Source organism: Mesorhizobium sp. WSM1386, from assembly GCF_055901595.1.
Map to the genome: position 1 here is coordinate 6,062,985 of NZ_CM148373.1, position 20,793 is coordinate 6,083,777.

At 59.8% G+C, this 20,793-nt stretch carries 13 protein-coding genes; 7 read left to right on the forward strand and 6 right to left on the reverse strand.

Annotation, left to right across the window (positions count from 1 at the left end; all coding sequences use genetic code 11):
* The first annotated feature begins 168 nt into the window (after window positions 1–168).
* From AC0NIH_RS29655 to AC0NIH_RS29665, 3 genes are all read left to right on the forward strand, one after another.
* Window positions 169–993, forward strand: coding sequence for a hypothetical protein (locus AC0NIH_RS29655; protein ID WP_473468453.1), 825 nt, complete (start codon window positions 169–171; stop codon window positions 991–993).
* Between the two features lie 73 nt (window positions 994–1,066).
* Entirely contained in the window at window positions 1,067–1,588 is a 522-nt protein-coding gene (locus AC0NIH_RS29660; RefSeq protein WP_473468452.1) for a GNAT family N-acetyltransferase, read from the forward strand.
* Between the two features lie 197 nt (window positions 1,589–1,785).
* Complete coding sequence (locus AC0NIH_RS29665) at window positions 1,786–3,165, forward strand: hypothetical protein (protein ID WP_473468450.1); 1,380 nt, start codon at window positions 1,786–1,788, stop codon at window positions 3,163–3,165.
* Between the two features lie 22 nt (window positions 3,166–3,187).
* On the opposite strand, the gene AC0NIH_RS29670 is transcribed toward AC0NIH_RS29665, so the two are convergent.
* Window positions 3,188–4,951: an adenylate/guanylate cyclase domain-containing protein gene (locus tag AC0NIH_RS29670; RefSeq protein ID WP_473468447.1), complete on the reverse strand. Its 1,764-nt coding sequence runs from the start codon at window positions 4,949–4,951 to the stop codon at window positions 3,188–3,190.
* Window positions 4,952–5,189: 238 nt separating this feature from the next.
* On the opposite strand from AC0NIH_RS29670, the gene AC0NIH_RS29675 reads away from it, so the two are divergent.
* Window positions 5,190–8,489: an ATP-binding protein gene (locus tag AC0NIH_RS29675; protein WP_031258072.1), complete on the forward strand. Its 3,300-nt coding sequence runs from the start codon at window positions 5,190–5,192 to the stop codon at window positions 8,487–8,489.
* A gap of 19 nt (window positions 8,490–8,508) precedes the next feature.
* Window positions 8,509–9,189 carry a redoxin domain-containing protein gene (locus tag AC0NIH_RS29680; RefSeq protein WP_023767405.1) on the forward strand — a complete coding sequence of 227 codons (681 nt, stop codon included), beginning with the start codon at window positions 8,509–8,511 and terminating at the stop codon, window positions 9,187–9,189.
* 89 nt (window positions 9,190–9,278) lie between these two features.
* Here the strand turns inward: AC0NIH_RS29680 and AC0NIH_RS29685 are convergent, their stop codons facing one another.
* From AC0NIH_RS29685 to AC0NIH_RS29705, 5 genes are all read right to left on the reverse strand, one after another.
* Window positions 9,279–10,349, reverse strand: a complete 1,071-nt coding sequence (locus AC0NIH_RS29685) for an adenylate/guanylate cyclase domain-containing protein (protein WP_287275813.1) — start codon at window positions 10,347–10,349, stop codon at window positions 9,279–9,281.
* A 3-nt stretch (window positions 10,350–10,352) separates the two neighbouring features.
* Entirely contained in the window at window positions 10,353–10,847 is a 495-nt protein-coding gene (locus AC0NIH_RS29690; protein ID WP_473468444.1) for a Rab family GTPase, read from the reverse strand.
* Window positions 10,848–10,858: 11 nt separating this feature from the next.
* Entirely contained in the window at window positions 10,859–13,516 is a 2,658-nt protein-coding gene (locus AC0NIH_RS29695; protein WP_474025093.1) for an OmpA family protein, read from the reverse strand.
* Window positions 13,517–13,522: 6 nt separating this feature from the next.
* Window positions 13,523–14,188 (reverse strand): DUF3450 domain-containing protein, encoded by a 666-nt coding sequence (locus tag AC0NIH_RS29700; protein ID WP_473468440.1) that lies wholly within the window; start codon window positions 14,186–14,188, stop codon window positions 13,523–13,525.
* A gap of 174 nt (window positions 14,189–14,362) precedes the next feature.
* Entirely contained in the window at window positions 14,363–14,863 is a 501-nt protein-coding gene (locus AC0NIH_RS29705) for a hypothetical protein (RefSeq protein WP_473468438.1), read from the reverse strand.
* Between the two features lie 51 nt (window positions 14,864–14,914).
* Between AC0NIH_RS29705 and AC0NIH_RS29710 the strand changes: the two genes are divergently transcribed.
* Both AC0NIH_RS29710 and AC0NIH_RS29715 read left to right on the forward strand, forming a co-directional pair.
* Window positions 14,915–17,818, forward strand: coding sequence for a glycosyltransferase (locus tag AC0NIH_RS29710; protein WP_473468436.1), 2,904 nt, complete (start codon window positions 14,915–14,917; stop codon window positions 17,816–17,818).
* A 352-nt stretch (window positions 17,819–18,170) separates the two neighbouring features.
* The gene (locus AC0NIH_RS29715; RefSeq protein ID WP_473468433.1) at window positions 18,171–20,462 is read left to right on the forward strand and encodes a mechanosensitive ion channel family protein; all 2,292 of its coding nucleotides are present in this window, start codon (window positions 18,171–18,173) and stop codon (window positions 20,460–20,462) included.
* The last annotated feature ends 331 nt before the right edge of the window (window positions 20,463–20,793 follow it).

The window sequence follows — 20,793 nt, forward strand, 5'->3', positions numbered from 1 at the left end:
GCCGGACCGGGCTTCGGTCCGCGCACCCCATCTTACGTCGAAAGGGATCGCACGGCCATTCGAATGGATAGATCTGATGACAGCTCAATTTGCATGCGGCGGATTTTCACCGGCCGCAAGGGGCGCTAGGGTGGGAGCATGGGGCATTCATCTTTGGGGCATTCTCCCGTGCCGGCATCCAACAACCCGCCACTTCCCGCGGCGCTACGGCTTTTCTCGGCAGGGGTCATTATCGTCCTCATCGTCGGCGCCGGCCTGTTTTTCGCGCCTGCGCTGGTCAAGCCGCGCTGGCCCTGGCCCGTCACGCCGTTCAGTGCCCGCTTTCTCGGCGGCTTCTACACCGCCGAAATGGCAGTGATGGCGGCGCTCTTATTCTGGAATCGCTGGTCGCCGGGCAGGCTCGTGCTGGTAATGGCGTTCATCTTCACCCTCATAGTGTCGGCGGTTTCGTTGATCAATCTCGGCTATTTCAACTTCGAGCGAAAAGCGGCCTGGCTCTGGTTTGTGGTCTATCTTGGTTCGGTCGCGATATCGGGGCTGTTCCTGTGGCGGGCCAGGGCCCGCCAGTCAGCAAATGGCGTGACCCCGAGCCCGGCATGGCGCAGCTACATGTTGGCGGAAACGGCGGTCCTTGGGCTCTATGGCTTGGGCATGTTGCTGTTTCCCGCTATGGTCAGCAGCACCTGGCCATGGACGGTCGATCCCTTCCACGCCCAGGTCTACAGCGCCATCTTCCTCGCCGGAGCTGGCGGGACCTACCTTATTTGGAAAAGCGCCCCGCGCGAAGAATTGCTGGTGCTAGGCTTGGCGCAATTTCTGGTCGGCCTGCTTTCCATCCTTGGCCTCGTCATCACCGACGGCGCGGTGCACCGGATCGACTGGACGGCGGCCGCGACATGGAGCTGGCTCGCCCTTTTCGGCTGGATCGGCATCAGCGGCGCCTTAAAACTCTACACCGCCTCTCGGTATTTTGGTTCGCAATCGACAGCATAGGCGGCAGAGACGGCTGGATTTTCAGGTGACGTCCGGTGCATCGTGTAGGGCCGATTGCATCGCCAGGAAAGCCATGACCAGCACGACCTCTCCATCCGAGAAGATCCATCCGCAGGTCCGGGCCGTCCGGGGAAGCGATGCCGAGGCGCTTTGCGCGATCTTCAACATGCCGGGCTTCCGCTGGGGCACGTTGAGGATGCCCTTCGAGACGGTGGACCAGGTTGAGCGGCGCATAGCCAAGTCCGGCCAGGAAACCACCTGGATCGTCGCCGAATTGGACGGCAAGGTCGTCGGCCATGGCAGTCTGGTCGTGCAAAGCTCGCCGCGCCGTTCGCATATCGGCGAAATCAATATCGGCCTTGACGATGGCTTTGTCGGCAGGGGCATCGGCTCGGCCATACTTGGCGCGCTGCTTGACGTGGCCGACAACTGGCGCGCCCTGAAGCGGGTCGAATTGAGCGTCTATGCCGACAACGAACCGGCCATCCGCCTCTACACAAGCCATGGCTTCGAGGTCGAAGGACGGCATGTGAAAGCCGGTTTTACCGACGGGCAGTACCACGACCTCCTGAGCATGGCCCGGCTGCGGTTCTAAGATCCGCTTTTATCAACGTGCCGGCGACACGAGCGCGGTCGACAGCAGGTATCCTCGGAGTGCCGGGACAGCGACAACACGCAATCTGAGGCTCATTGCATCATCTCTCACGACCCAGTTTATGGCGTTGACGTAGACAATTCGTGCCGGATCCGCTCTCACTTGGCGTTTGCCCCGCAAGCGGTTAGACGGGACCGATGACCGACGTCTTTGATCCAACCCCTGCGCCTCCGGCGGAAATTCTGGCTGTGCTGTCGCTGCTCTGCCCGGAAGTCGTGCGTGACATCGAGCAGAACTGGAATGCGCCGGTTTCCGACTACGCCCGCCAGCTGTGGCGCCCGGTGGCAAGGCCCGTATCGGGCCCGGCGATCGCTGCCCGCTCGATGCTGCGCGAAGTCCTGCATCAGCGCCTCGGTGTAATTATGCAGCCTGAGGAGATCGGCAAGACCCTCGATGAGTTCGAGTACAGACCGGTGATCCAGTCCGGTCTGCACTGCCTGCTTCTGATGGATCGGATCACCTTCGATTCCCTCCTGTTTGCCTGGCTCGGCGCGGTCGAAAACGAGCTGTCAGCCTTCGTCGGCTTCATGGGAACGACGATGACCATGGAGACAATTGGCCGGGAGGGGCCCGGATGGGTCCATGTCGGTGACGACAAGGTCAACCTGTTTGGCATGGGGCGCCACAAGCTGTGCCGCAAAAGCGCCTGCGCGGCCGGTCCCGTCTCCCTCAACAAGCGCGCGCTCGAAGCGGTGGGCGATGAAACGGATGCCAGCCGCTGGCTAGGTACACTGCTTGCCCACCAGGATAAGGTCTTTGGAACCGCCGCCGATGCCATAACAGCGCTGAACGAGGATCTGGTCGCCAATTGGGATCGCTCCGGCATGGCCCTGCCGGTTTTCATCGATGATCGGCTCGCCGCGGCCGCCATGGCGCGGCATCTACAACATGACGGCAGTCTTCTTTCCAGGCTGCTCATCGAACCCGCAAGACGCCGGCGCCTCGAACATGCCTTGCAAGAGGCGGCATCGGGTCCATTCGGCAGGTTCCTCCCCAATGCCACGGACTATTTCTGGGGCATCCGCGAGGAGCGCGTGCGCAAGCTCGTTCTTGAGAACGGGAACCTGATCGAGCCTGACAAGCCGCATGGTCTTTCCATCCCGTTCGAGCGGCCACATCTTAGGCAGGCGTTGCTGGACGGCGTGCTGCTGCCGAACTTGTTCCTGACGTTCCTGGTTCTCGCCATCTTGCCGCGGGTGCGGGTTGTCGGCGGCCTGAGACAGATTGGCTATGTAGCGCTTTTCCACTCGATCCTCCTAGCTGCGTTGGACGAAACCGCATCGGAAGAGCGTGATCTGGCTGCGGAGCTGCAGGTAAGGGAAAATGCTTGGGGCACCCGGGTCATCGACGAAAAGATTTCGGTCCGCGAGCAGCTTGCCGGCCTGCCGGAAGGGGCGCTCTTCGCGGACCTGCTCCGGCAATACCGTTCGCGGACATTTGCCGAGGCCACCGACAACCTGAAACTGATTCGCGAAAACGCGCGATGGCGCAAGATCGGCCAAGCCTACAGCGTCTGATCCCGCCGCATGGCCTCACCTGTCATTGCTCTATACCGGCCTTGCGGAGCCCCTCCACCATGAGTTCGAAATCGGCAGGGTTCTTGTAGGGCAGGACTTTGCGACGGTATTCCAGCGAATAGTCAGGATTGACGCGAAGCACCTCCTGCCATGCCGCCTGGGCCTCGGCGAAACGGCCCAGATGGCCGTAGCTGGCGGCCAGAAGCGCCCGCGAGACGTCGGTGACAGCGTTGCGAGCCAGCCGTTGCATCAAGAGGTCAGCGGCCTCTTCGTACCTTCCAAGTTGAAACAAGGCCAAAGCCTGAAAGTGGAGAAGCACATCCGGGAAATATGGATTCAAGGTTTTCCCCCGGGCAAAACTCTCGACGGCGTCTTCGGATCTGCCCGAATAGTACAACGCCTCTCCGAGGGCAACGTGCGCTTCGGCGAAGTTCGGATTGAGGACTAGCGCGCACTCGGCCTCGTCGATGGCCCCATCGTGTCGCCGTGTGTACAGCTTGACAATAGCAAGCGCCCAGTGCGCCCAGGGATCGCTGCCATCCAGCATTACCGCTCGCGTTGCGGCCTCTTCGGCTTGCGCCATCGATTCCGGGGGCGACGCACCCCACCGGTTCAGGTAATCGATGCCGTGGGTAAGGGCCAGGAATGCATGGGCAGAGGCAAATTTCGGGTCAAGTTCGATGGCACGTTGCAAGAGGTCGCGAGCCGCGACGTTCGTCTCCCTCGTCAGCCGGTGCCACAGCTCCCTGCCCCGCAGGAAATAGTCATACGCCTCCGTGTTGCGCGGGTACTCGGTAGCCAGCCGCTGCCGATCACCCGCGGTCAGATTAAGCGCCAGCGCGCCGACGATCTGTTGCGTCACGTCGTCCTGCACGGCGAATATGTCGGTCAGGTCGCGATCGAACCGCTCCGCCCAAAGATGGCCGCCCGAGGTTGCGTCGATGAGCTGCGCGGTGATGCGGACCCGGTTCCCCGACTTGCGTACGCTACCCTCAAGAACATACCGCACGCCGAGTTTCGTGCCCACCTCCTGCACACCGACGTTCTGGCCCTTGAAGGTGAACGACGAATTGCGTGCGATGACGAAGAGCTGCGACAGTTTGGACAGGGCCGTGATGATATCCTCGGAGATGCCGTCGGCGAAGTAGTCCTGTTCGGCGTCACCGCTCATGTTGGCGAACGGCAGCACGGCGATCGACAGCTTCGGCGGCACTGCCGCAGCCGGCCGGCTAGTTGCGCTTTCCGGGATGGCGGTCCCGGCGCTGCCAACTTGGAGCGAATAGACCCGGATCGGCTCGGCGATGTTCTTGAGCTGTGTGCTGCCGAGATCGCTGACGGAGAGGTCGAGCCTGGCCTTGACCTGGCGATAGGCATCCTCGGACAGGCAGATGGCGCCGGCCGCCGCGAGTCCCTCCAAACGCGAGGCGATGTTGACGCCGTCGCCCATCAGGTCGCCGTCGCTTTCTTCGACCACATCTCCCAGATGGATGCCGATCCTGAACTCGATACGGCGGTCTTGCGGCACGCCGGCATTGCGCTCAACCATACCATTCTGAACCTCTATGGCGCATCGCACGGCATCCACCACACTGCGGAACTCAACCAGCGCCCCATCGCCAGTGCGCTTGATCACCCGGCCGTGGTGCACTGCGATGATCGGATCGATCAGGTCGCTGCGCAGTGCCCGCAACCTCGCCAATGTACGATCTTCGTCCGCGCTCGCGAGCCGGCTATATCCGACCACATCCGCAGCTAGAATTGCGGCTAGCTTACGATTCTCGCTCAAGGGTCCGTCTCCTTATCTTCACGATAGCAGGAAGACCGAACCAAGAGGGAACTTTCGCAACCGACAGCCACGCAGAACCCAATTGGCTGCGCGCTGTCACAGGTCCCACCCGATCGCCCGATGTCCATTTGCGCTGCCGCTTGCCCATCGACGGCTATGGGTTCATGCTTGTGAATACACGGGCCGGGAAATGCGTAGGGAGAACACGCCGTCACGGCCCCTAGTGAGGTCTGGCTCGATGGACTGCGCAGGCTGCGGTTTCGAGGTTGAGGGCGGTTACGCTTTCTGTCCGAGGTGTGGCAAGCGCCAGCCCGTGCCATGCGCCAGTTGCGGTTATCCCTGCGCATCTGATTTCGGGTTCTGTCCGAAATGTGGGGCAAGTGTCGGTGTGCCCGCAAAAGCCGTCGAACGGCTTGCTCCGACACCAAGCCGAACCATTGTGCCGCCCTCTCGAACTCCGTCGCTGCTTCCGAACATTGATAACGACGAACGGCTGCAGCCCATCTCTGACGCCGATCGCCGGACGGTAACCGTCCTCTTTGCCGACCTTTGCGGCTTCACGACACTCAGCGAGCAGCTCGACCCCGAGGTCATGCAAACCCTGCAGAACGAGCTGTTCAAGGAATTGACGGCGGCGGTGCGAAATTTTGGTGGTTTCGTCGACAAATTCATCGGCGATGCACTGCTCGCTTTATTCGGTGCACCGGTCGCGCATGAGGACGATCCGGAGCGTGCGCTTCGCGCCGCTCTCGACATGATCGCCCGGACGGCGCGGCTCGGCGAAAGCACCTCTCACTCCGGCTCGCCTCTATTACTTCATATTGGCATAAACACTGGCCCCGTCGTTACTGGACGATTAGGCATCGGCACCGCCAAATCCTATTCGGTGACCGGCGACACCGTGAATACAGCACAACGCCTGCAATCGCTGGCCGCACCGGGTGAAGTGCTGGTAGGCGAACTCACTCACAGGCTGACCCGGCATGCCTTCTCTTACGAGTCGATGGGTGATGTCGTGCTTCGCGGCAAGGCTGGCAGTGTGCTCGTCCATCGATTGGATGCACCGCTTGCGGTGCCGCGTGCAGCGCGTGGGCTCGAGGCGCTCGGCCTCAGCGCGCCGATGATAGGTCGTGCTGCGGAGCTCGACAGAATGCTGGCGAGCCTTGACCGGGCGTGCGGCGGCACGGCCCAACTTGTCCGCCTCGTCGGAGAAGCCGGTATCGGGAAATCGCGGCTGGTGAAGGAGTTCGTCGCCCGTGTCGGCGACGAGGACCGTTTTCGCAACGTCGCCGTGCGACAGACCACGTGCTCACCACTGGGCGAACAATCATTTGGCGCCTTGGGCGCAGTGGTGCGCAGTGCTGCCGGGATGATGCAAAACGACGATGGGGACGATATGCGGGGGAAGCTTTCAGGCTTGCTTGCCGATCTCGGCCTGCAGGGCGAGGAGGCGAAGCGGCTGATGCCTTTGCTCTACCATGTGGTTGGGCTTGGCGACCCGGATGCCACCTTGCAGCATGTCGAACCCGAGCAGCTCCGGCGGCAAATTTTCTACGCGGTCCGCACCATCATCGAACGGCGGCTTGCGTTGTCGCCGCTGTTGATTGTCGTCGAAGACCTGCACTGGGCCGACGCCGTTTCGCTCGAGGCACTACGTTTCGTGATGGACAGGTTGGAACGCACGCGGTTAATGGTGCTAGTCACGCATCGCTCGGCACCGGAGAGCGGCCAGCTCGACTCAAGTCGGGTCAGTCACACGGCGCTCAGGCTTTCACCGCTCAACAGCGATGAAGGACGCAGCCTGCTGGCGGCGCTTTTCGGCGAGAGCTGGGTAAGCTCCGCAACAGGGCTCGTCGATCAGATCCTCGACCGAGCGGGTGGCAACCCTCTTTTTGTCGAGGAGATTGTTCGCGGCCTTGTTGATCGCGGTGTACTGGTGCGCGAGGGGCAGCGATGGCGGACCGTAGCAGGCGAAGTCGCAACCGACATTCCCGCCACAGTCCAGGCAATGTTGCTCACTCGCTTCGACCGGCTGCCACAAGAAGTGCGCCGGTTGGCCCAGGAAGCCGCGGTAATCGGGCCGCGCTTCGATGCCACCCTTCTGAGGACCGTGACAGCCGACCCCGCCTGGCTAGAAGCCGGCTGCGAACTGCTTTGCGATGCGGAAATCATCGAGGAAGTTGCCGGATCAGGCTCTGTCTCGTCGCAAAGCTACCGCTTTACGCAAACCTTGCTGCAGGACGTGATCTACCAGAATCTGCTCCGGCAACGCCGGACCGAAATCCACGGGCGGATAGGTGCTGCCTTGGAGCAACTGTGCGGCGATAATCCGGAACGGCTCGAGGACTTGACCGTGCTCGGTCACCAGTTCGCACAAAGCGCCGAGCGGGAGAAGGGCGCGCACTACCTGCAGGCGGCCGGCGATCGCGCCCGCATGATATACGCCAACGACGACGCCCTTCGTTTCTACGAGCGAGCATTGACTGCGTTGGAGGCGACCGGGCAAACACCGCTCAAACTTACAATTACCGAGCGCATTGCCGATTTGAGCGGCTCGGCGGGCCGCCGCGAGATCGCGCACCACCACTACGAGGCGGCCTTGCAGGCATACCGTGAGTCGGCTGATCGCGTAGCCTCTGCCCGCGTTCTGCGTAAAATCGGTCGGCTGCTCTGGGACGTCGGCAAGCGGGACAAAGCAGAATTCCGCTACGCTGAAGCGGCAGCGCTCCTCGATGGAGCGGATGCTCCGGTCGAGCAGGCGCATCTCTGGCAAGAACGTGGCCGACAAGCGTTCCGTAGCGGAGATCACGATCTCGCGGCAAAATGGGCAGACGCGGCGTTGGATTGCGTACGCACTCTGACAGCAGAGCATGTTTCCGAGGTGGGGCGCGGTGCCACTCTCGTAACCGCCGAGGCACTTAATACGAAGGCTGTCGCGCTGGCTCGCCTTGGGCGAAACTGTGAAGCCGTGCGTCAGGTCGAGCATAGCATTGAATTGGCCGAAGCCGCCGGTCTGCTGGGCACGGCCTGTCGCGGCTATACCAATCTAGGTGTGCTTTACACGACCATCGATCCCGCACGGGCGATGGAGGTCTGTCGACGCGGTCTTGAAGTCGCGCGCCATATTGGGGATTTGGGCTTCCAGGCGCGCCTCCTCGCCAATCTGGCGGTGGCTTGTTGTACTTTCACCGATCGCTGTCCAACGGAGGGCGTGCCTGCTGCCGAAAAGGCCATCGAGATCGACCGGGCACTCGACCAGCGCGAGCACCTGGCGGTGCCGTTGATCGTGCTTGGGCAGATTCACCAGTGCAACGGCCATCCGGAACTGGCCGTCGGCTTGTTCCACGAAGCACTGGACGTCGCCCGCGAAACGGGCGAGCCCCAACTGCTGTTTCCGTGCTATGATGGTCTAGCAACGCTTAATCTCGACCTCGACAATCTGGCGGAGGCCGAACGCTACTTTTCCCTGGCGCAGGGTATATGCGCCCAGCACGGGCTCGACCCGGAAGCGCTTGTGGTGCTGCCTTTTCTCGACTAGCCGGGATAGGGGGTTGGACATGTCCGCGCCTAGTGAATTGCTACCGCTTCAACCGGGCGACCGGGCGCCGAACCTGGTACTCGACGCCATTACCCAGGAAGGCAAGATTGCGCTTGACGACTTTCGCGGGCAAAAACCGGTGCTGGTCGGCCTGTTTCGAGGTTTGCATTGTGCGTTTTGCCGGCGCCACATCGCCGCCCAGGCGCGGCTTGACCCGGAGCTGCGCGAAAGGGGCGTGGAGAGCCTGACGGTGGTCAACACGCCGATCGAACGGGCGCGTCTCTATTTCCGCTACCACCCGATGCCGAACCTGCTTGCGGCCTCGGACCCGGAACGCGCTTCACATCGTGCTTTTGGGCTGCCTAATCTCCAATTCACCGAGAACGAGACGAACTGGCCGTACAAGGTCGCGATGGCAGCGGCACAGGATATGCGGGTCGACATACCTGGCGAATTGCCCGGTCCCATGGATCCTATGACAGCCGCCGCAATCCTCGACAAGAAGGACCACTACGAGCTTACCGAAGCCGACGAGCAGATGATCGCAACGGGACATGGACAACTGGTCGGTCAGTTCCTGCTGGACCGGCAGGGGATCGTCCGCTGGAGCTTCACGGAGGTGCCAGAAGGTGGGCGATACATGTTTGGGGCGCCAAACCCGCAAGAGCTGATGTCAGCCGTGTCCCAAGTCGCCCAATAGACCGTCGGCGGTCACCATCGGGTCAAACTTCGCGTTACAGCTTGGGGCTTGAGATGAATGAGCCCAGGATCGGCACTGCTGCGCGGCAATCAGGCCGGGAGCCGCCACATTCTCACACGACCTGTACCACGCAATTCCGTTTCCTCGAGTGGGTCGCAAGCAAAATTTGGCCCAAGCATTTGGCGAGTTGCATCCGAAATGCGGATTTCATCGGGCTCCGCGGAGGTTTGAATACGCGAGGCGAGATTAACCGTCTCGCCCCACAAATCATAGGCGAACCGCCTCTTGCCTATGACGCCGGCGACGATTGGCCCTGAGTGAATTCCAATTCTGAGTCTCAGCGGTTCTCCTGCGAAGCGTTCGCGCTTGACCGCCTTACGCAGCTCAAGTGCATAGCGCGCGAGTGCCTTCGCATGATCGGCTCGCGCGGTGGGCAGGCCAGCGACCACCATCACACAATCGCCGATTGTCTTGATCTTTTCGCAGCCGTATCGTTCCGAGAGCCGATCCGCCGTCTTGAAGAAGTAATTTAAAATTGCGAGTGTCGTTACGGCTCCGACGCTCCGCGCTCGTTCTGTAAAACCGACTATGTCGGCAAAAAGCACACTCACTTCTGCGTGGTTGTCAGCAATTTTTTTGTGCGCCTTCAGCCGCTCCGCGATCGACGCCGGAAGTATGTTGAGGAGCAGGGTTTCGGCGCGATGGTATTCACGCGTCAATCCTTCCTGGCTCTTCCTCAACGCCTCGTTCGTCGATTGTAATTCCTTGTTGAGTTGACGCTCCCTCTCTTGCAGGAGGGTCATTTCATAAGCCTTTTGTTGAAGCCGCTGCCTATTGTCGCGTTCGGCAGTGGCGTCAAGAAAGAGCAGCCACACGCAGGCATTGTCAGCAAAAAAATGAAGGTCAGCGACACGCCCGCTGGGCAGTTCGACCATGGCAATGTGAAACGGAAGCTCCGGGCAAGGCAGCAAACCTTCCATGAATTCAAGCTGCTCGGCAACGGGCTCGCCAATGCGAAGCGATGAGAGCCCGTAATGCTCAACATTACCGCCCTTCGCAGCCACGCAAAGCTGAGTGTCGATTTTCAGATAAGCGACGGAGTTCCCATTGTAGAAGAAGTTGAAAATCCAACTGCTGACTTCTTTTGGCAATCCATGCATGATCTACTTGGTTACCATCAAAGCAAGTTGACGAAATGCATCATCGACATTCTCACCCGAGAGCGCACTCGTCAGATAGATTTGCCATCCACGCTGCCTGAGTTCGTTGATATCACTCTCCGATATTGCCCACCGTTCGGCCAGGTCGGATTTGTTGATCAGCACTACGAACGGCATTGCGCCGAATTCGGCCTCTGCGCGTTCGCGCAGCGTGAGCGCCACGGCAAGCGTCGCAGCGCGGGTCCCATCGACGACTAGCACAAGCCCGGTTGCACCTCGAACATAACTGACGCGGAATGAGCCGATGTCGTCTTCGCCGGCCAAGTCCCACAAAATCAGATCGACGGTTTTATCCGGGAGTGCGACATTCTTCTTGTCGATTTTCACTCCCACCGTGGTCAGGTAGGTTTCTGAAAAGATGCTTTGCACAAACCTGCGAACCAGGCTCGTCTTTCCGACAGCGAACCCGCCCAGCATGCAGATCTTTTTTTGCACCATCTTGGGCTCCCCTAGTCCAGGTTTACCGTAATCGAAACCCGGCGATTGGTGGAGCTCCCGGCTTGACTGTTTTCAGGCACCAGCGGCTCAAAAGTGCCCGCGCCCCGAACCAGCAGCAGTTCCGGAGCGACGCCGCGTTTGTTGAGAAGCGCGCGAACGGTCTCGGCGCGGGCTGCACTGATCGACGCGTTGGCCGTCTCACGGCCTGTGGCGTCCGAATGCCCGGTCAACATGAAACGCGCTGCTACGCCTGACTTGCGGGCATTTTGGGCGAATTCCTTGATTTGATCCGCCAGCCTGTCGAGAACCGGCAGTTGCTCTGGTCCCGGCACAACTTTGCCGGAAGAGAAGAAAATATCAGTCGTCTGGATGGCCTCTCTCAAATAATTAAGTTCTTCGAGGTTCAACTCGCGCAGTTGCGAGACATCCAGAACCACTCCGTCCGCCGAAAGCTGTTCGGCAGCGGCCTGCGCCCGGTTGATCCAACCGACAGGAGCCTCCCCCACGACTAGGATGCGACCTTGGATGATCGAAAGCTGAACCGATTTCGGCGGGGACAGCGACGCCGTCAGCCGCTTCACCACGAACTTTGGATCGAGGCTCTGAAAGAATTGCCACTGTGAGTGAACGCGGGCAGGATCAATCTGCGTTCCGGACAGCAGAGCTTGCGGGTCGGCGGCAAGCGGGTCTCTCAGGCCGGAAATGTAGAATTGGCCGCCCCTAACCGTTTGCTGAGCGACGATGATTCCCGATTGGGCCTCAAGTCGCGACACATAATACTGCCAGTGCTCCGCCTCGCGTGCTTCTGGGCTCACATCACGAACCTTGGAGATGTCGAATTCCGGTCCGCCTACTGAAAGCTGTCGGGCCGCGGCGCGCGCCCGATCTATCCAAGTGTCGGGAGCCTCACCCTCGGCAACAATGCGATTATCGACGATCGAAAGCCGAACCAATTTCAGCGGATACAGCAACGCCGTCAGCCGCTTCACCACGAACTTTGGATCAAGGCTCTGAAAGAATTGCCACTGTGAGTGAACGCGGGCAGGATCAACCTGCGTTCCCGACAGCAGGGCTTGCGGGTCGGCGGCAAGCGGGTCTCTCAGGCCGGCAATATAGAATTGGCCATCGCGTATCTTTTGTTCGGCAACGATGATGCCCGGCTGGCTCTCCAGTCGCGACACATAGGCTTGCCAGCGCTCTGCCGCGCGTGCTTCGGGGCTCACATCACGAACCTTGGAGATGTCGAATTCCGGTCCGCCTACTGAAAGCTGTCGGGCCGCGGCGCGCGCCCGATCTATCCAAGTGTCGGGAGCCTCACCCTCGGCAACGATGCGCCCATCGACGATGGCAAGCCGTACTGACTCCGGCGGAGCCAGCGACGCCGTCAGCCGCTTCAACACGAACTCCGGTTCAAGGCTCTGATAGAATTGCCACTGCGAATGGACCCTGCCGGGATCGACCTGCGTTCCCGACAGCAGGGCTTGCGGGTCGGCGGCAAGCGGGTCTCTCAGGCCGGCAATATAGAATTGGCCATCGCGTATGTTTTGTTCGGCAACGATGATGCCCGGCTGGCTCTCCAGTCGCGACACATAAGCCTGCCAGCGCTGCCCGGATTGCCATGAAAGAAAGAACCAACCGCCTGCCAGAACCAACAGCAGCAGGCCCAGGCCCACCACCAGCCACGGAAATCCCTGGTTTGATTCCTCCTGCTTCAGCTCGACGCAGGCCTGCAACTGCGCCTCTATGCCGGCCAACTGCGACCCGTCGCCGTCAAACTCCATTAAAGCCTGCGAGTATTCCTCATGGACACGGAGCAACACGTCGCGAACTATGTCATGCAATCCTTCTGGGGGGTTTCCTCGGATCACCGAAACCAGGGTCGCGAACGGTCCTACTTCTGACCAGAGACGAAGGTCGCCAAAACGAATAGTGTCCAGGCCGCTCTGCTCCTTCTCGTTGAATGAGTCCTTCACAAAGTCTTGGATTGCGCTCAGCATAGAAGAGATCAGTTGAGGATCTTCGCTCGTCGCATTGTCGGCAGCTACATGCGCTATCAAGAGCCCAGAAGTGCGGTTAATCAGAAAGACATGTTCAACACGATATAAAAGAGAATGCTTCAGCACAACTTCCGAAAAGCTGGCTCCAGTTCTCCAAGATTCAAGTCTCCACTTGAGGCCATGCCAGGTAAATATATGCCTTAAAGTTTCATTCAGCGACTGAAAAGTCTGGTCGATCTTTTCCCCGATTGACTTGCGAATTGCTGGAAGAAACACAGGGTATAATATATCCGTCAGCGTGCGCGGGCTCTTCTGGATCGACCGTTGCACAGCCCTTTCGACAGCCGGCGCAAGCGCCTCACCGAGTTGCGCATGAGGCGCTCGTGCGGCTGCATTGGGAAGCACGTCGCCCACTGCTGCGGCAAGCTGCTCCGGTTCGTCGAGCAGATGCGTAACTCGTGAAAGCTCTGAAATTTCGCGGCTGACCAGCAACTGGCGCAGCGTTTCCATGCGAGGATCGGCGGTTGGAACTCCTCCGAGACGCGCACGGTAGTCCGGATCAACGTTCCGAGCAATTTCGATCAAAAGACGGGCCAGAGCCTCGCGATCAATCTCTGTATCGTTCGAGGCTGTTCTTTGCGGAAGGCTGATTGGGTCGACGGTCGACGTCAAATCCGATCAACTCACTTTCCAGCTACGGTCCGAGTTGTTCTTGCTGCCGACGGGATCCTGATTCAGACATTTTGCAACCTCGACAAACAGGCCGGCCAAAAGATTTCGGTCGGTCTTGACGTTGCCGAGATCGGAAAACATTTTCTCCATCAGCATCTGAATGCCTTCATTCTTTTGCTTGATTTCCTCACGCAGCAAATGATCGTTTCGATTTATCCGGTCGGCAATTTCGCGCTCAAGCTCGTTCACTTGATCCGACAACGCGCGCACCTGCTTTTCAAGCGCTTGATTTTGCTCGCGAAGATTCCGGTCAATCTCCTTGTCGGCGTCGGCTCGCGCGTCTTTTTCGTTCCGCAATTGCGCCGCAAGCGAGTCGACCTGCTTTTTCGCGTTTGACTCGTACATTTCAAGATTGCGCTTGGCCTCGGATTCGACATCCTTGAAGCGCTGCAAGACCCGTTCTTCAAGCTTGGAAAAGCGGCGATCATAGTCCTGCATCTGGTTGCCGAACAGCAGATCACGTATCTTGTCGACACCTACAGCATCGCCGGGGGTCCCGCTCTCGCGAGCCTGGCCCGCCATGAAGGCGAGCCCGTTTGCGTCTGCATTACTTGTCAGATTTCCGTCCGCTTTATTTGTCGGAGAAGCGGTACTCGAAGATTCCTTGGCCATCCGTATACCCTTCATTTAAACAGCTAACACCGTGCTAATTTAGCAACTAGTAAAGATGTCAGCAAAACACCCGGCTCGCAAGCCGGAATCTTTTCCGCCTAAGCGGGTTCACGCGTAAATTTGACATGCTGCTCGAGCTCGACAATCTACCAGCGAACAGGCCCTTTTGCGGAATCATGTGCGAAAATTGGCGGCCGTCGTCGAGCACTGCGGCATCGAGATCGAGTGCCTTGGACCCATCATCAGCAACTGCGGCGCTCGACTGCGGTTCCGATCAGTTCGATCAGGATCGGCTTGCCCTCGCGTGTTCGCCCGCGACCATCTTTTGTTGCCGGGCGGCGCAGCACTAAGGCTTGGGCATGAGCGCTTGCCATTCAAGCCTGTCTTCAGGTCTTTTTTTGCTACCCTGATTGGCCCCGATCTTGACAGGGCAGTGCTGTCATCCGATGCCGGTATCGGGTTTCGACATTCGCCAACTCTTGCAGAAGAAAACGAAAGCTCAATGACCCACAATAATGCTACCGCAAGGGTGTGGTACCGATGTTCAATGTCGAGCAAAACAGCGGCGCAATGCATGCCGGCATTCACCGGCAGACCTGCCGGATACTGGGTATAGTCGTGGTCGACGTTGGGCTCGAATGGATCGGCATCGATCGTGCCGGCCTGCGCCGACAAAGATCAACGCAGCTTGTTCTACCTGTTACGAACCGGCGCGGGTGAGACAACGTGGCGTATAATCCATTGGTCTCGATCGTAGTTCCTGCGCACAACGCGGAGGTAACGCTGACGCGCGCACTCGATTGCCTTCTCGATCAGGAAACCACGGATTGGGAGGTGATCATCGTCGACGACGCCTCCACGGACCGCACCCCCGCGATCATCGCCGCTTATGTGGAACAGGATGCCCGATTTCGGACCTTGAGTTCTTGCGCGAAAAGCCCCGCCGGCGCACGCAACAACGGGATTTCGACGGCGCGTGGCCGCTGGTTGATGTTCCTGGACGCCGACGACTGGGTGGATGGCAGCTTCCTTACGAAAATGCTGGCCGCACTAAAAACCGCTCCCGATGCAGTGGCCGCTTATTGCGGTTCGCGGCGCGTCATGCCCAATGGAGCGCTCACCCCGGCGAGCATCGAGCCCGAGGTCGCAAGCCAGCCCTTCGAAACGTTCGCCCGCCGATGTGCCATCGCCACTCACGCGCTGCTGGTCGATCGCGCGACAGTTGTGGAGTTGGGCGGTTTTGATGTGTCTCTTTCCACCTGCGAGGGCTGGGATCTGTGGCAGCGCGTCGCGCGTCTGGGCAAAAATTGGGTGATGGTCGACGAGCCGCTCGCCTTCTATCGAACCAGCCCCAACGCGCTCACCCGCAATTCGAGGCAGACGCTGGCAGACGCGGAAATCATTATCGCCCGCGGCTTTGCCACCGACCCCAGGGTCAAGCACCCAGCGCCGGCGCATGCCAATGGGGCGATCTCGGCGGGCGGCCGCACCGCTTCCGAAGCACTGGCGTGGTTCGCCCTGTGGAACGCTGCGTCGGATTGCGGCAGCGGCGGCGGCTCGATCAACCCGCAATCCCTGCGCGCGCTCCCGGCAAGGCGTAAGTGGGCGCGCGAGATCGCCAAGGTGACCTTCGACGGCCTCAGCCTATCGGTGCCAGCCCATATGGCTGCCCGCTGGGACATGTTTGGCGGCGCCATCAGCGAGTTGATCATCGAACTCGGCAAGGTCTGGGGCGACCCGGTTGCGGGTCGTCGCCTACAGTATCATCTCGAGCAAATGCTGCTCGATGCCGACGATCTTGCCGCTCCCCGCAGGCTGGCGCGCACCTTCGGAATTCGCGTCGACGCTCGAAATCCAACCTCGACCGAGCTTCCGGAAGGAATCGATCAAATCTATGCCTACCTGATGATGGATGGGCAGATCGGGGCTATCGTACAGTTCGGCGTACTCGGGAAAGTGACAAGGCGCCATTGGATTGAACTGATCCTGAATTTCCTACCACAAAAGGACGACGGTGCCGACACATCAAGCACGCTGGCAGCCGAGGCACTGTCGACCACAGCGGAACAGCAGCCTGATCCGGACAGCCACTTCGGCAAACTCGCGCAATTGATGTCGGAAGCGCGGGAACTGGTTCGGTCAAGCGCCGAAGCAACGCAGCCGCATCCGGCGCCGCGCCGTGCACCGGCGTCGAGTGGCCACAACAAGGATCGTACGTCGTTCTGGAATCGGTATTTCGCGACAGAAGATCCCTGGAACTACAGCTCGCCCTACGAACAGGAAAAATATGAGCGGCAGCTCGAAATTCTGCCGGCCGGTCCCATCGGACGGGCGCTTGAGCTGGCCTGTGCGGAAGGCCATTTCACGCGCCAATTGGCGCCCCGAGTGGGCCATTTGACTGCCACCGACATTTCCGCCGTAGCCATCGAGCGGGCGCGCGCGCGCTGCATCGACCAACCGAATGTCGAGTTCGGCGTACTGGATTTTTTTGCGGACACGCTGCCCAGTGAGATGGATCTGATCGTCTGTTCGGAAGTGCTCTACTACCTGGATGATCTCGCCGGATTGCGGCGCATCGCCAAAAAATTCGTCGAGGCACTGGCGCCCGGCGGGAGTTTCATCAACGCACACGCATTCGTGCTACGCGACAATATTGAAAGGACGGGCTTCGACTGGAACACATTCGGTGCCCAAACGATCTCGAAAACCCTGTCAGAGACCGAAGGCCTCGTCCTTGCGCAATCGATCCAGACCGAACTCTATCGCATAGATCGCTTCCGCCGCCTGTCGCCGGACCACATGGCGACGGAGCCGGTGATTGATCATGTGCCGGTCCGTGCACCCATCGGTATCGGGGTCGCGCGCAATATCGTCTGGGGCGGGGCGCGGGTCTTGCGCCGCGACGTCGTTCGTAGCGAGCGGCGGCAACGTATCCCTGTCCTCATGTATCACAGCGTCGCCGATGAAGGTCCGGCCGCGCTCGCCCGTTTCCGGCTCACGCCCGCTGCATTCGCAAGCCAGATGGCATGGTTGCGCGCAAATGGCTTTCACGCGATCATGTCCGAGCAACTTGAAGGGTCCATCGCCAACCGTCAGCCTTTCGCTGGCCGCCCGGTGCTCATCACCTTCGATGACGGATTCCAGAACTTTGCCGACCATGCCTGGCCGATCTTGCGTGCGCACGACCTGACCGCGGAAGTGTTCCTGGTCACGGACCTGGTGGGTGAAAATGCAAAGTGGGACGCTCTCAGCGGTCCGCCGACACCGCTTATGGATGCGGGAACGGTGCGCCGTCTCGCCGCCGAAGGTGCGTTCTTCGGAAGCCACCTGGCGACGCATCGCGCCATCGATGGTCTGTCGAGCTCTGAATTGGCCGCCGAGCTGCTGCGGTCTCGTATGTTCGTCGAACGGTGGACCGGCCGGCCAACCACGGCCTTCGCGGCACCCTTCTCTGTCACCGATCGACGGCTCGGCAGGCTGGCCAAGGAGTCCGGCTATCGGATCGGCTTCGGCGCCAGACACGGGCCGGCGGACCTTAATAGCGATCCCATCGACCTTCCGCGCATCGAGATTCGCGGGGATCGCTCGCTCGATGACTTTGTTGCCATCGTCGAGGCCGTTCTCAATTGAACGTGAACTTTGTTCATCTCATATTTCCGCTCACAATGCGCAAGGTCGACAGACGCCAGGTAGAGGGCGATGCGACTGTCTATCGCGCTGGAGGGAATAGACGCACACGGTCACGCTTTTGGCTGCCACGATGGGTAGATGCTCAACGCGGCGAACGTTCTGCTCTACCAGAAGTCCGGTGACGCCCAGCGTCTTTGAATTGCGGATCACATCACTGATTTGCGCGACCAGACCCTACGCAATGGTCTAGCTTGAACGATGGAGTCTTGTATCACAACATCGGCTCTTCAACGTAGGAGCAATGGCGGGCATAGACGTCGTTGCTTGCCGATTTGACCGGAAGGTTAACAGCATGATGCGTCTCATCACTCGACGATTGGGAGCCAGGAACCTGGCGCGCCCGGCACAACCTCGCCGACACCTTGGCGCGATGTTCGTCCTGGTTTCCAGGCCGCTCATCTTTGGAATCACCCTCTTATTGGCTGGTCCAGCGCAGGCGCAGGCGCCGGCAACCGTCCCGCCTGAAAGGGTCAAGCAGCTATTCGAGCTGCTCGACGATGCGTCAGTGAAGGCCTGGGTGGCCGAACAGCGAAATGCTGGGTCAACGAGAGCGCCTGCGGAGACAGGAGCTTCTCCGGCCGACGCACCGTCCGGCGCAGCGACCGCACCAGGCCAGATGAATACGATGGCATCCTCGACGCTCGATATGGTCAGGCATCATATCGGAAGAATCGTGCGAACTTTGCCCCTGCTGCCAGATCAGTTCGCGCGCGTTCGGGCAGAGACGATGGAGGATATGTCCAGCAAGGGATCTGCCGGCGTACTCTTGCTGATTGCGATGTTCATCGCTGCCGGCCTGGCGCTTACTTGGGCAACGTACAAGTTGACCCGTCCATTTCGTCTCTGGATCATCGCGCAACCGAAGGGTACGCCCGTTGGGCGGGCCAAGAAAATCGGCGGTCGCACACTTTATTCCAGCATGCTGATCGTCTCGTTCGCACTGGGCAGCGCTGGCGCGTTCATGCTGTTCGACTGGCCAATGCTTATCCGCGAGATTGTACTGACATTTCTGATGGCGGCAGTCATTACATGGGGTGTGCGCATGTACGTCATCGCCATGCTGGTCCCTTCCTTCATGAACGTCGAGAACGCGGTCGAGGTTCGCGCTTTGCCGATCACCAATGAAGTGGCTGACCATTGGTCCTATTGGCTACCTCGAATCGTTGGCGTCTTCGCCTTCTTCGCCGCCGCGTTCATCCTCTTGCCAGGTCTCGGCATCGATCGGGACGGAATGATGGTCCTGTCGCTTGGCGCCGATTTCGTGCTGCTATTGCTTTTGCTGCTGGCCATCTGGCGTCGGCCAAGAACGCAACGAGACGGTGCGCGCCACAGCGTTCACACGGAAGCGACATGGCTATTGACGGCTTATTTGGTCGTCCTGTTCCTGCAGCGCATCGCCGGGCTTTATGTAATGTTCTGGTTCACCTTCGCCGCATTCTTCCTGCCGTTGGCGATCGTGATGACGCAGCGCGGAGTTAATTTCGTCCTGCGGCCAGGTTCGGAAGATCTCGGCCGGCCTACGATCCCGGCGGTGGCGATCGCTGTCATCGATCGCGGGATCCGAATGATTTTTATCCTGGCGGCGGCTTACTTTCTCGCGCGTGTCTGGGGTCTGGACATGCAATCCATGCGCGACAGCGATACGACGACCTTCATATTGCGCGGCCTGATTAATGTTGTGGTCATTGCCCTCGCGGCCGATTTCGGCTGGTCGATCATCAAAGCCTTGATCGAACGAAAGCTGGGCATCGAAACACCACACCCTGTGATCAGCGACGAAGAGGTCCCTATGCTCGATCCGCAGCAGGCGCGGCTGCACACGCTGTTGCCGATCCTTCAGAACATTCTGCTCGCATCGATCATCGTGATGGCGGTGCTTATGATGCTCGCCTCGCTGGGTATCCAAATCGGCCCGCTGATCGCTGGCGCTGGCGTTGTCGGCGTCGCGGTGGGCTTTGGGGCACAAACCATCGTCAAGGACATCATTTCGGGCGTGTTTTTCTTGCTCGACGATGCGTTTCGTGTCGGCGAATATATTTCCTCGGGCAATTACAAGGGTACCGTGGAGAGCTTTTCGCTGCGTTCGGTGAAGCTGCGTCATCATCGTGGTCCACTGTTCACCATACCTTTTGGGGAACTCGGGGCCGTCCAGAACCAGAGCCGTGACTGGGTTATCGACAAATTCAACATCACCGTTGGCTATGACACCGATATCGACTTCGCTCGCAAGCTGATCAAGCGGATCGGCCTCGAATTGGCGGAAGATCCCGAGTTCAAACACTGGGTGCTCGACCCGATCAAAATGCAGGGCGTACAGGAGTTTGGCGAGTACGGCATCGTATTGAGGGTCAAGGCCACAACGAGGCCGGGAGGCGCCTTCGGTATGAAACGCAAATTCTATGTACGCCTCCGCCAGGTGTTTAAGGAGCAGGGCATCGAACTCCCATTCCCGACCGTCCAGGTGCAGGGGCTACAGACCCCACATGGGGCAGAGAATGCGCCGGTGGACATCACACCCGTGTTAAAAATGGCCGCAGCGCAATCGCACACACGTCGCAGAAGAAAGGCTAGCACAACGGAATAGGAAAGAGCGCCCGTCAACGAATCGACGTCGGAGATCCCCACTAAGCGGCAAGGTTCGTGCGCGCCTCGCCGCCGGCAACACTGTCTCCACAGTGGTGCGCGAGCCGACGTCATGGCGTACACGAGTTCGGTCGACGGAGCGCCGTGACCCGGCCGAGACATCGCGACGAGGTTTGCAGGTGCTCGCTTATATGGCATCCCACGAATGGATTGTGACGCGCCAAAACTTGTGATCACCGTATCGCCTTGGCAGTGCGCAGGGGGCTAGATTACTACCGCATAGCGCGAAACGGGAATCCGATAAGGGTCGATCCGGAAGAATGGGGAAATCG